Origin of the sequence: Barnesiella viscericola DSM 18177, from assembly GCF_000512915.1 — a bacterium.
GTDB classification, from domain to species: domain Bacteria; phylum Bacteroidota; class Bacteroidia; order Bacteroidales; family Barnesiellaceae; genus Barnesiella; species Barnesiella viscericola.
Genome location: NZ_CP007034.1, coordinates 1,507,165 through 1,521,021 on the forward strand (window position 1 = coordinate 1,507,165; position 13,857 = coordinate 1,521,021).

The window sequence follows — 13,857 nt, forward strand, 5'->3', positions numbered from 1 at the left end:
CAGTCTATCGTTTTATTATGCTATTCTTTGCTTCCGGGAGTCCCCACCCATCAAACGAAAAGGGCTATCACCTCGTCGATGGTGAGCGACGACTGCTCGCCGGTCGTCATATTTTTCAGTGCAATCTTGCCGGCAGCCATCTCGGTCTCGCCTACCAGAGCCACATATTGGGTCCCGATGGAGTCGGCATAGCTCATCTGCTTCTTCATCTTGGCAGCCTCGGGATAGATTTCGGCCCGTATATCGGCAGCCCGCAACCGCGACAGATGTCCCAGACAAGCCTGACTCTCGTTCTCGCCAAAGTTGACAAACATCACCTGGGTCGACTGCATCGACTCCTTGGGATAGAGGTCGAGCTGATTGAGCACGTCGAAGATGCGGTCGGCTCCGAACGAGATACCTACCCCCGACACACCCGGCAGACCGAACACGCCCGTGAGGTTGTCGTAACGGCCGCCACCCGTGATGCTGCCTATCTGCACGTCGAGCGCCTTGACTTCGAGTATGGCGCCGGTATAGTAGTTGAGGCCACGGGCCAGAGTCAAATCGATTTCGAGCGTCGAGCGCAAGGGCGAGGCCGAGAGCTTCTGCAAAATATACTTCAACTCGTCGATGCCTTTGACACCCGTCTCCGAACCGGCCAGTTCGCGACGCAACACCTGCAACTTCTCCTCGTTGCTGCCCTGCAACTGAATGATGGGCTGCAAACGGGCCACAGCCTCCTCGGGCAGTCCCTTCTCGAGCAACTCGGCATTCACCTTGTCGAGACCTATCTTGTCGAGCTTGTCGATGGCGACGGTAATGTCGACAATTTTCTCGGGAGCCCCTATCCACTCGGCAATACCGCTCAGTATCTTGCGGTTGTTCAGTTTGATGGCTACCCGTATGCCCAGACGGGAAAACACCTCGTCGATCATCTCGATAAGTTCCACCTCGTTCAGCAGCGAGTCGGAACCCACCACATCGGCATCGCACTGGTAGAACTCGCGGTAACGCCCCTTCTGCGGACGGTCGGCCCGCCACACGGGCTGTATCTGATAACGCTTGAAGGGGAAGGTGAGTTCGTTGCGGTGCATCACCACAAAGCGGGCGAAGGGCACCGTGAGGTCATAGCGCAGACCCTTCTCGCACAAGCGGGCAGCCAGCCGGTTGAGATTCCTCTCAGCCAGGTCGGCCTCGGTCACGTCGGACAGGAAATCGCCCGAATTGAGCACCTTGAACAGCAGTTTGTCACCCTCTTCGCCATACTTGCCCATGAGGGTCTGCAAGGTCTCCATGGCCGGAGTCTCGATTTGCCGGAACCCATAGAGGGCGAAAACTTGTTTGATCGTGTCGAATATGTAATTGCGCTTGGCCATCTCGTCGACCGAGAAATCGCGCGTACCCTTGGGTATGGAAGGTTTTGCCATCATATTTCCATCAATTTTATTATTGTCACGGGAAATTCCCCGCATTCATCTACACCCCGGCCTCCTGGCCTGGCCTCCCATTATAGCAGAGCCAACCCGTTACGGCTCGGGCTTTTGCACGCAAAGATAAGAGAAAAATGTGAGATAGTGCGCATTTGCCGGCAGATAGTTGACGGTTCGTTCTTCCCCGGTCAAAGGCTATCAAAAAAACAGAGGCGTCGAGTCCGGGAACTCAGACTCGACGCCTCGCTTATATCTTGTTTCGGGTCATATCAGAAGCGATAGGCCGTACCCAGCGAAACGCGCCCTACCCCTATGAAGTGGTGGGTATTGAGTACACCGTCATACAGCTTGTCGTCCCACAGGGTCATCGATGGTTCTACATAAAAATCGAACGATGGCGACACATTCCAGAGCAACTGTACACCGCCGCGGGCCACCCAGCCCACACCGCCTTCGCTGTTGTAGTTGCTCCAACCCAGACCGGTACCTACCGACCCAATCAGGTGGAAACGACGGTCGGGATCGGAATCGAGCAGCGAGGTAAAGTTGAGCAGATAGTCGGCATGGAGCGTGCCCACATTGAGCGTGCGGGACGAGTGGGGGGCGATAAAGTCGTAACCCAATCCTACCGATACACCCGACGCTCCAGTGAACCAATGCCCGAAGGAGAGGTCGGTGCCTACCGAAACCTTGCGATATTGAGACATCATGATTGTTTCGCTAAACAGCGACGGACCCACCGACAACGAGAAGAAATTGCGTTTCTCGGGAGCCCGGCTGCCTACGGCTGCGGATTTCCCGCCCAACTTATAGTTAAGGCCTATCAATACACGAGCTTCGGGATCGAAATTGTTGTAGCTGTGCGGTATGTGCGAGGCTACGATTTGCGGCTCAACAAAGAGGTCTATATCCGACGATACATTGAATCGGCCCTGCATACCGGCACGCGCTCCATAGACAAACTCGTTTTTCTTCTCATAGTTACCGGCTCCGCCATAGATACCACCCAGCACAATGACGTCGAAGATGCGATTGGGGTTATAACCGGCCGTGAAGGCCGACAGGTTGAACAGATAGTCGGCCGAAAAAGCCAAGGCCATGTATTGAGGATCTTGATCATAATAACCATAATCAACTCCTACCCGCCATGCCGAAAGCGGGGTGTACCATTTGCCAAACGAGAGGGCAGCACCATATCCTCCCGTGAAACCGTTAACCAGCCCTCGCAGCCACCGGCCCGTGTAGGCCAGCGACAGGAAATATTTGTCCGATTCGTCGTAAGCGGCATGATTGGCCCGATAATCATATTGGTTGAGTCGATACTGAATACCCACATTGACCGATGTGAGCAGATCGACCGGCATACCGGCATAGCTCTCGCGCGAGTAGTTCTTACCGAAAACGCGTACCTGCGGCTCGATGAACAGGCCTACACCCGAACCGACATTCCACAGGCCCTGCAAGCTCACTCCCGCACCGGGATACCACCCGGGGTGATTGCTGGTTGCATAAGAGAGCACGGCTCCCACACCCACGTTGGCCTCGAAGATGCGCGACGGATTGTAGCCATACAACGTCGAATTGATATTCCACAGATAGTCGAGTTGAACAAGTCCGAATTTGCGATAGCCGGGCTCAGAGTCGCCATACACACCACCTGCCCCCGAGAGCCGAAGTCCCGATGCCGCCGTAAACCATTTACCCAAATAAAAAGTACCGGTGGGGCCCATACGGTCGAGCGGTCGGCTGAACAAGTCGTGATGCAGAATACCGGCAGCCCCTACCCCTATACCATAAAACAGATGGTCGATAAAATTCTCGTTGCGGAACTCCTCGGCCTTCTCCATGGTACCATGAGTCCGACCATATCCATAGAGATGATAGGAGAGACCCGCCGTAATAGTCGGCACCATGTCGACAGAAGAGAACAGGGAGTGCTCCCAGCGGTTGTTTTGCGCTACATTCAATCGAGGTTCGATAAAGACATCGAACATATCGTTAATCCGGAACGAGCCTTGCAAGCCCACCCCGGCACCCAAGGTGTGCTGGAAGTACCCTTCTGACGACACATAGTCATAGTTGAGACCGGCCACACCGCTCAGCGAGAAGAGGCGCTCGCGATCATACCCCATAAAGAGGTTCGAGAAGTTGAGCAGATAATCGAGTTGCCCTCCCACGGCCCAGGTGTGATGTGTTGAATAGGGTGCATTAATCGACGACCCATTGAGCAACAGACGGGCCCCCGAAACAGGATTCCACCAGGTGCCCAAACCGCCAAACAGGCGATAGCCCTTATTGGGTATGGGCTCGGAGAGCGACGATTTCATTACCCCGGCAAATCCGCCACCCAAGGTCAGGTAGAGGTCACCGATACCCCGGGGCCAGTCAAACTCATCACCCGTTATTGACGAACGGTCGAGCGAAGGAGCTACCGGCCGATAGGTGAAACCGGCCAACAGCGACGGAATGGGATCGACAGCACTCAGTACATCGGCCCATGCTCCATTGGTAAATACATCTACACGAGGCTCCAAGAACAAGCCCCAGTGATCATTAAGACGAAACTCGCCATGCAATCCGGCACCCACGCTCCATCGGGTATTCAGGTGGTCGTTGACCGCTACCGAGTGGTAACCGGCACCCACCACGCCCGACATCTCGAACAACCTTCCGGGATCATATCCCCCAAACAAAGCGTGCATGTTAAACAAATAATCGAGTTGTACTCCGAATGAAGACTTGTCATAGGCTTGTCCGGTTTTCAAATAGCGTACCAATCCCGACAATCGCAACGACGAAACCGGCGTAAACTGATCGCCTAACGAGACCATGACCATAGCTCCCGGATCGAGCAGAAGATTCGAAGCACTCGTCAAGGTAGAGGCCAGCCCCCCTGCCGCCGAAATGAACAGGCCTTGACCGGCTCCCCAGAAGGGTTCGTGCCGACGCGTCGGAGCCGAGAGCAACCGATAACCGAAACCGGCCATGAGCGAAGCCTCCCAATCGTAACGCATCCAGGTTTTTATCCCGTCTATTCCATCGGTGTAGATACCCACCCGGGGTTCAAGGTAGAAGAAAGTCAGCGGCGAGAAATTGAAGCGGGTCTGCATACCCAGCCGGAAACCGCCCGCATGCGTCCAGTTTCCTTGCCGATACAACAACTGATATTCGCCACCGGCTACACCAATCAGCTCGAACATACGAGCCGGATTATCCTTGTGCAACAACGAGGTGAGATTCATCAGATAGTCGGCCGAAAATCCTACAAAATATGGATTACTACCGCCAAGGCCGTTATGCAGACCGGCATTCAGGCCCAATCGTATACCGTGAACCGGGGTGAACCAGTCACCTACCAACAAGCCTGAACGAAGGCCCAAACCGGGCGTAGCAAACAGCGAGCCGGCCGAACGATCCATAATCAGTCCGGCTTCGCCCGAAACGAAAAGGTGATCGCCAAACTTCTTTCGGGCAAACCGCTCATTCTTGGCCGGTTTCTGCAACATATAATCCAATCCGTTGAACTGGGTTTCCTCTTTTTGTTCTTGCTTGGGTTCGGAGGTCTGACTCGACTCCTGTGCAGCCACACTTCCGGTACACAGTATTATCGCAAGTCCTGCACATCGAATCCCTTTTACAAAACCGCTCATACTATATTTCATCTTCATACCTTATTCCTCTCATTCGTCTTCCTGCAACAAATCCAGTACATCACCATCGATGCTGGCTATATCACGCAACGACGGGTCTTTTTTGAATGCACTTTCCAGATAGGAAAGCGCCAACACCACTTCGTCGACACGATTGGCCGCCACGGCCTTGATATAATTTTCGCGAGCCGAATTACCCAACAGTTTGGCCTTTTCCCAAGCCTGGTCGTTGGCCTTAATAGCCAATAACATGAGCACCTCGTTAAAGGGCGACTCGGCCGAAATCTCCTGTATCACCTCTTCATAACGGCCGTTCAATGCGGCCGAGTAAACCTTGGCTTTATGATAGGCTCCCGTATCGGGCAGCTCGGCGGCCAGCGAATCGGCCTGAACAAATTTCCTTACCGACAGCCAGGCAATTACCTGATTGAGGCGTGTTTCATCGGGTATCTCTTTCATGCCGAGATACGGTACAAGCAATTCGGCATCGGGCTTACCCTGCTCGATAAGCATCGCGGCCAGGTCGGTTGCAGCAACCAGGAACTTGGGATAAACCTCCAAGGCCCGTCGGCAGATAGCCTCACGCTCGGCCGTCGAATCGGCCATATTGTACAACCGCCAGAACTCGTTTCGAGTGAGGTCTCCACTGTTCTCCCGATAGAGTTCTTTGATTTCGTCGTCGGTGAGGTAACGGTATTGCGAAAACAACAGTTCGTAGCTTACCCGACGCAATTGCGGCAAATATTGCTCGGTAATCAACGGCCGGTAAAAAGGTAGCGCTACGACACCGCGCGACTGACGATTGGGGTCGTCGGGATATTTGTCGATAACAGCCTGTATAGCATCGGCCTCTTGACTCTTTCCATCGGCACGCAGCAGAGCTACCACCCGATCCCAGGTCTCAACCGAGGCATTCGTGCCTATTTCGAGTTGGCGGCGAGTCGACTCGTTCAACTCCTGCAACACAAGCTCCATGGCCGACGACATACGCTGTTGGGCCAACTGCTCGTTTTTTGCATAATTACCTTCCGGCGAAGCCGTTCCGGCAATCGAGAAGCTCTTCAACCGGGCATTGGGGTCATTCTCGACCGCCCGCAATCGCGCTATCAGTTGATTCATCTCTTCCCGATTGTTTCCGTCGTTGAGATTCAATTGGCTTTTGTTTACCGGGAAGGTCAGATTCACATCTCCCTTCGTATCGCGCAACTGCATCTCGGGCTGCGGGAAGAAACTCTCGTCTTTCACAGCACTGCCGGGTATCTCATATTTCAAGAAACGCAACGGGTTGACTACCCCCCGGGCAATCACAAAGGTATCACGATACAGCACCCGGTTGTAATTCTCCATGGCCACCATCATGTCGCAACGGAAATCGTCGTTGGGATTCTCGACATAAGTCGAGTCGTTATATCCTACCAAATCGTCCTTCCGCGACGAGGAAGCCTTGATTTTCACATATTGGGCCAGCGGGTCCTGCTTCACATCGTAGTCATACATGCGCTCCTGCGTGATGGCATACTCCTGCCCGTCAAAGACAAGCGGGCTGAGAAAGATCATCTTTCCCCGTGTCACGTTATAGATACCCGGCTGGATAATCATGCGGGCATCGGTCGAAAAGAGTTCTTTGGGAATCTTCACGCGGGTCTTGATGTGAAAGTAGTTACCCTTCACCTCGATATCGGTAGGCTCGGGCACCACATTATCGGTAATACGCTTGGCCGAGACCACAACTTCTTGCAGCGCAACGGCCGAGGGTTCGAGCTCGACATTGACAGTCAACTCACCCCGCACGGCCACCTGCTTCTCTTCATAGCCCAGCGACGAGAAGAGCAAGGTGCCCTCCGAATCAATTTTCACCAGATATTTTCCATCTTCGTTGGTAACCCCAACCAGCTTGTTGGTAGCCGCATTGTAGATGCTCACCCGATACAAAGGTTCGTCATCGAGATTGGTTACCGTTCCCCGCACATTAATTTCACGGGCCGACAACGGTAAGGTGACCGCCAAAAGCAATATACCCGCAAGAATACGCAGGTAGATTTTATTATTAAAACTCAACATAATTGCGAATTATAATCATTTGAATATATAGGAAAATGTGACACCCAACCGGATAGGTATCGGCGACCACCTGTACCAATTGGGGGTATCAGGCTTCTGCTCGTCTTCCCGATATTTAAAAGCCCGCAACCGGGCTACACCTACACCCAGCGTCGTTTCCAAATTCCAATGTCGGCTTAGCACGAATACGTAGCCATACGAGACCCCAACTCCAAAAATATCGCCTTCATAAAAATTTTTGTTAAACTTCACATTGTATAGACCTCCCAAAAGACCGACGCCTACAAAATGGCGGGCCATCGGCCGGTTGAACCAATAGCGCAACTCCGGTTGAAGCCTCACATGCGTAGCCTTCATATCGGCAATCGTAAACGAAAACGGGTGAGTCGTTGCACTGATATCGAGAGACAATTTCTGGTTGAGGCGCATCTCCACCGCCAAATTCGGCGACAAGGTCGCCCAGTCTATCAAGTTACTTTTTAACGCAACACGTTGTGCATCAATTTGTTGAAAGTTCAGGAAAATACCTGCCAACAACAAGAAACGGAATAAAACTTTTTTCATATTTCAACATGATCGTTTCCGATCCCCAATCACACAAAAGATTCCGCACTTAGAATCTTAACCCTATTGAACTAAAACGGGAACAAAATTAGTTAAAACACTAATACTTACCAAACCTTGTTCTACTTTTATCTACCTTTTTATATAAAAAAAACCGTTGCCAGACCCCCAGCAACGGCTATCGCACAATTTGTTAAAAATATACAACAATCTGTTAATTATCTCGACGCCCTCCCATGAATATAAGAATGTAATACACCAATGTAGCCAGTGAGCCCAAAGCTGCAACTACATAGGTATAAGCCGCCCATTTCAAGGCATCTTGCGCCTGGTCGTGCGTGGTGGCATCGGTCACGCCCGACTGGTTGAGCCAAGCCAATGCGCGCTGGCTGGCATTGATCTCAACCGGCAAGGTGATGAAACTGAACAGGGTAGTAGCGGCAAACAGAATAATGCCGATAAACATAATGGTCGGATAGACCTGTATGGTGAAGATACCTATCAGCAGAATCCACTGTACCCAGTTCGAGGCAAAGCTCACGAAGGGTACCAGCGCCGACCGCAGGGTCAGGAACGAGTAGGCCCGGGCATGTTGCACGGCATGGCCGCATTCGTGTGCCGCCACGGCCGCGGCAGCCACACTGTTGCCATAGTAAACCTCGCGACTGAGGTTGACCGTGTGGGTCGAGGGGTTGTAGTGGTCGGTCAGGCGACCATCGATCTGGGTCACCTTCACATCATTGATTCCATTTTCCTGCAACATGCGCATGGCGATGTCGCGCCCCGTAAGCCCATAGGGGACGGGCACCTTGGAATAACGCTCAAACTTGCTTTGCAACGTACGCTGTACGGCAAAGCTCACCAACATAATGACTATAAATAATACGTAAATCATCTCTTTCTTTCCTTTTTAAACCCGAACATCACACGGCGAAGAGTCGTATCGTGTTCTATTTCACGGTTGCAAATATATAGGAAATCGTGTATCATATATGTTAATGCGCAAGCGGTTATAACCAAATTGTGTTAAATAGGAATATCCGAACAGAAATTCAGCATATCCGGCAAACCCGCAGAGACAAAAGCTAAAAAAAATTAAAGGCCGTTCCAATTTCGAGAATATCTGTTTACATTTGCGTTTGACAACAGTGTCAAACATAGTAGACAACACCGATTTTTTTAACTTCAACATATCGACTCATGCAAACGGCCAACTATTACAGAACCGGATTAGACGTGGGCTCTACGACAGCCAAGATGGTCATTCTAAACCCACACGGCGAGGTAGTATTCTCGCGCTACGAGCGTCATAACGCTCAGGTAAACCAATTGCTCTGCACCTATTTCGACGAGGCGAAAAAGCAGTTGGGCGACATCACGACTGCCATTGCCGTGACCGGCTCGGTGGGCATGGGCACGGCCGAGCAGTTACAAGCCGGATTTACGCAGGAGGTGGTTGCCGCCACCCGATATGCACAGGAAACCTATCCATCGGCCTCGGCCCTGATCGATATCGGCGGCGAAGATGCCAAAGTGGTACTCTTCCAGGGCGAGAACATAGACTTGCGCATGAACGGCAACTGCGCCGGCGGTACCGGAGCCTTTATCGACCAAATGGCTGTTCTGCTGGGCGTAAGCATCGAGCAACTGAACCGGCTGGCTCTGCAAGCAGAGCACATACACCCCATTGCCGCCCGCTGTGGAGTATTCTCAAAGACCGATATCCAGAATCTGGTGAGCCGGAACGTACCCCTTGCCGACATCGCCGCCTCGATATTCCATGCGGTTGCCGTGCAGACAATCGTCACGCTGTCACGAGGCTGGACCTTCCGTCCGCCCATTCTGCTATGCGGGGGGCCGCTCACCTTTATCCCCGCCCTCCGCAAAACTTTTGCCGACTATCTGCAAATTGCCGAAAGCGATTTCATTCTCCCCTCGGGAGGCAATCTGCTGCCGGCTCTGGGCTGTGCCTTGTGCGCCGATGGGAATCGCCTCACCACCCTCCCGGCCCTGTCACAAGCCATTTCACGACAGGCCGACACTCATCGCAAAGCCTCCCTGCCACCCCTCTTTTCCTCACCCCGGGAGTATGACCGATGGAAAGAGGAAAAGGCTCGCTACAACTGGCCTGTACTCCCGCTGAAACCAGGACGACAAGAGGCGGTCCTCGGCATCGACTCGGGATCGACCACCACCAAAATCGTCGTGGCTGCTCCCGACGGCTCCATTCTCTTCACCCACTACGCCCCCAACCTGGGCAATCCCATCGAGGCGGTGCGCAGGGGGCTCACCGAACTCAAACAACAGTGCGATACCCGACAGACCGAACTGGCATTCATAGGCTCCTGCTCGACCGGTTACGGCGAAGAGCTGATCAAAGCGGCATTCGCCCTCGACGGAAGCATGATTGAAACCATGGCTCACTACAAGGCAGCCAGGCAAATGGCTCCCGACGTGAGCTTTATACTCGACATCGGCGGGCAAGACATGAAAGCTATCTTTGTCAAGCAAGGAGCCATTATCCGCATGGAGTTGAACGAAGCCTGCTCGTCGGGGTGCGGCTCTTTCATCGAGACCTTTGCCCGCACACTGGGGCACAAGGTATCCGACTTTGCCCAGGCCGCCTGCACAGCCTCTCGGCCGTGTGACCTGGGGACCCGCTGCACCGTCTTCATGAACTCGAAAGTCAAACAGGTCCTGCGCGAGGGAGCTTCCATTGCCGACATTGCGGCCGGACTCTCCTACTCGGTCGTGAAGAACTGTCTCTACAAGGTATTAAAACTGAAACACGGCAAAGAGCTGGGCGAGACTATTGTCGTACAAGGCGGCACCATGCACAACGACGCCGTCGTGCGAGCCTTCGAACTGGAAACCGGCCGGCAGGTGGTCCGCAGTAACCACCCCGAACTGATGGGAGCTTACGGGTGTGCCCTGCAAGCCCTGGAACAACAGGCTGCACCCCGGTCTCTCGACACCCTGCTGGCATCGACCGGTTATGACAGCCGGCAGATCCAGTGCAGCGGCTGCGAGAACCGCTGCTTCGTGTGCCGCTACACCTTCCCCAACGGCAACACCTTCTACTCGGGCAACAAATGCGAACGGATATTCACCAACCGCGGCGAAAGCGAGAGACCCGGCGAGAACCTCTACTCCTACAAATACAAGTTGCTGTTCGACCGACCTACCTCGTCCCAAGGACACCTGGTCGTAGGTATCCCCCGAGTACTCAACATGTACGAAAACTATCCCTTCTGGCATGCCCTTTTCGCCCATTGCGGCATCGGGGTAGTACTCTCCGACCTGTCGAATTTCGTCAGCTACGAAAAGGCTCTCAACACCGTCATGTCCGACAACATCTGCTTCCCCGCCAAACTGGTACACAGCCACATACAGAATCTCGTACAAAAAAAGGTCGACCGCATCTTTCTCCCCTACGTCATCTACGAGCACGAGAGCGACGCCAAGATGTCGAACAGCTACAACTGCCCTATCGTCGCCGGCTACTCCGACGTGATACGCAGCGCCATGTCGCCCGACATTCCCGTCGACTCGCCGGCCATCACGTTTGCCAACCTCGAACTGCTCACCAAACAATGCACCCGCTATCTCCACACGCTGGGCATCTCACACGAGTTGGCCGACGAAGCGGTAAAACGGGCCTGGCAGTCCCAACGGCAATACACCCTCGACATTCGACAAAAAGCCGAAGCCATCGTGCGGGAGAGCCGTCAGAAGGGTGAGCCTATCATTCTGCTGGCCGGACGCCCCTACCATACCGACCCGCTCATTCAGCACAAACTCTCCGAGATGATTGTCAATCTGGGAGTGAACGTAATCTCGGACGACATTGTGCGCGACCATACCGACATCGACACCCACGACACCTACCTCGTGAAACAATGGGCCTACATGAACCGAATCTTGAAAGCAGCCGAATGGGTGGCCCGGCAAGGCAACGACATTCATTTCGTGCAGATGACCTCGTTCGGGTGCGGCCCCGACGCCTTCCTGCTCGACGAGATACGCGACATTCTGCATCGCAACGGCAAGCCCTTCACGCTGCTGAAAATCGACGACGTGAACAACATCGGCTCCCTCAAACTGCGGGTTCGTTCGCTGGTCGAGAGCCTGCGCCAAAACAACCGCCCCGCCACGACCGAGGCGTTCCGCACAACCCGGATATTCCGCAAGAGCGACCGGAAGCGGAAAATCATAGCCCCCTTCATGTCGGAGTACATCACCCCCATGCTGGTTCCCCTCTTCAAACTGTCGGGATACGACGTCGAAGTGTTGCCGCCCAGCGACACCGCCTCGGCCGAAACGGGCCTGAAATATGCCAACAACGAAGTCTGCTACCCCGCCACCCTCATCGTGGGCGACATCATCAATGCCCTGCAATCGGGTCGATACGACCTCGACCATATTGCCGTAGCCATCACCCAAACCGGCGGACAATGCCGTGCCACCAATTACCTGGCTCTCATCAAACGGGCCATGCTCGATGCCGGATTCGGCCATGTGCCGGTTGTCACCCTGGGATTGGGTCGGAAAGCGGTCAACGAGCAGGAGGGGTTCAACTTGAAATGGGGCAAAATTATCTCGGTCGCCCTCAATGCCTTGCTCTATACCGACACCCTATCGAAACTCTATCACGCTTCGGTCGTGCGCGAGCGCGAACCGGGTGCAGCCGCCCGCCTGCGCGACCAATATCTGGCCATGGCCGAGAAACCCATTCTCGACAACACCCCCTCGAAACTGGTGGAGTATGCGGATCGAGCAGCCCGGGATTTCAATGGAATATGCCTCGACAAAGAGTGCCCGAGGGTAGGAGTCGTAGGCGAGATATTCCTGAAATTCAACTCATTTGCCCATCAGCACGTTGTCCGTTTCCTCACCGGGCAAGGCATCGAGGTGGCTCCCCCCTTGCTGCTGCCCTTTTTCATGCAGGGATTTGTCAACCGCGACAACAAGGAGTCGATGCTCTTGTTGAAACAGCACATACCCCATTTCATCTCACAGCTGGCCTACCGGCTCATCGGCAAGCGAATAGCGATGTTCAACCGGGCCGCTTCGGAGTTCCGCTACTTTGTCCCCTTTACCGACATCTACGAAGAGGCCGAAAACACCCGCAACATCGTATCGGGAGCCGCTCAATTCGGCGAGGGCTGGTTGCTCCCGGCCGAGATTATCGAGTTTACGAAACAAGGGATACACAACGTCATTTCGCTTCAACCCTTCGGCTGCATTGCCAACCACATTGTATCGAAAGGTATTGAAAAACGGCTGCGCACGCTCTATCCCGAATTAAATTTACTATCTTTGGATTTTGACAGCGGAGTAAGCAGCGTAAACGTGACCAACCGATTATTACTGTTCACCCATCATTTGAGAGCCTAACTACACGATACAACCATGAGACCCCAACCTACCCGTACAGTCCCCAAAAGCGGAACCACCGAGAATATAGAATCGCGCATTATCGAAGCCGCCAAGCAAGAGTTTATCGAAAAGGGATTCGAGCAAACCTCGATGAGCGACATCGCTGCCGTCGTGGGAATAAACCGTCCCACTCTGCACTACTATTTCAGGACGAAGGACAAGATGTTTCAAGCCGTTTTTGCCTCGATTGTGAGCAATTTCCTGCCCCACATCGATGCCATCTTCTCCAAGCAGGAACCGTTTGAAAAAAAGTTGGGCGAGATTATCGACGTCTATTTCGATATCTTCACGGCCAATCCCCTGTTGCCCAAGTTTATCATCGGTGAGATTCATCGCGACGTCGACCACCTGATCGACACGCTTTACATCTTAAAATTTGACCAATATCTGCACCACATCGGCGAACTGCTCCAACAGGAAATCGACAGGAACCACCTCAAAAAGGTCCCCTTGCAGTTTATCTTCATGACCTTTTACAGCCAACTCACCTTCCCGTTCCTCAGCCACAACCTTTCCAAGCGACTCTTCTTTCACGACAATCCCGAGGAGTATACCCGATTCCTGGCCGAGTGGAAACAACACATCATCGCACAAATCACCCGGCTCCTATATCCTTGATACGAGAGGGTGTGGCAGAGAGATTCGGCTCCCATCATGTCCCGCACAAAAAGAACGACTCCGTCGAATCACTTCGCCGGAGTCGCCCAAACCCTATGGCAGTAGGGTTTTAA

Annotated in this window: 7 protein-coding genes; 2 read left to right on the plus strand and 5 right to left on the minus strand. The window is 53.5% G+C overall.

Annotation, left to right across the window (positions count from 1 at the left end; genetic code table 11):
• Positions 1-50: 50 nt before the first annotated feature.
• From hisS to BARVI_RS06015, 5 genes are all read right to left on the minus strand, one after another.
• Positions 51-1,412 (minus strand): histidine--tRNA ligase, encoded by a 1,362-nt coding sequence (gene hisS, locus BARVI_RS05995; protein ID WP_025278371.1) that lies wholly within the window; start codon positions 1,410-1,412, stop codon positions 51-53.
• Positions 1,413-1,681: 269 nt separating this feature from the next.
• Positions 1,682-5,074, minus strand: coding sequence for a hypothetical protein (locus tag BARVI_RS06000; protein WP_157232549.1), 3,393 nt, complete (start codon positions 5,072-5,074; stop codon positions 1,682-1,684).
• A gap of 18 nt (positions 5,075-5,092) precedes the next feature.
• The gene (locus BARVI_RS06005; RefSeq protein ID WP_025278373.1) at positions 5,093-7,123 is read right to left on the minus strand and encodes a carboxypeptidase-like regulatory domain-containing protein; all 2,031 of its coding nucleotides are present in this window, start codon (positions 7,121-7,123) and stop codon (positions 5,093-5,095) included.
• A 15-nt stretch (positions 7,124-7,138) separates the two neighbouring features.
• The gene (locus tag BARVI_RS06010) at positions 7,139-7,687 is read right to left on the minus strand and encodes a DUF3575 domain-containing protein (RefSeq protein ID WP_038534289.1); all 549 of its coding nucleotides are present in this window, start codon (positions 7,685-7,687) and stop codon (positions 7,139-7,141) included.
• Between the two features lie 214 nt (positions 7,688-7,901).
• Positions 7,902-8,582: a zinc metallopeptidase gene (locus tag BARVI_RS06015; protein ID WP_025278375.1), complete on the minus strand. Its 681-nt coding sequence runs from the start codon at positions 8,580-8,582 to the stop codon at positions 7,902-7,904.
• 305 nt (positions 8,583-8,887) lie between these two features.
• Between BARVI_RS06015 and BARVI_RS06020 the strand changes: the two genes are divergently transcribed.
• Positions 8,888-13,084 carry an acyl-CoA dehydratase activase-related protein gene (locus BARVI_RS06020; protein ID WP_025278376.1) on the plus strand — a complete coding sequence of 1,399 codons (4,197 nt, stop codon included), beginning with the start codon at positions 8,888-8,890 and terminating at the stop codon, positions 13,082-13,084.
• A gap of 15 nt (positions 13,085-13,099) precedes the next feature.
• Complete coding sequence (locus BARVI_RS06025) at positions 13,100-13,744, plus strand: TetR/AcrR family transcriptional regulator (protein WP_025278377.1); 645 nt, start codon at positions 13,100-13,102, stop codon at positions 13,742-13,744.
• Positions 13,745-13,857 lie beyond the last annotated feature (113 nt).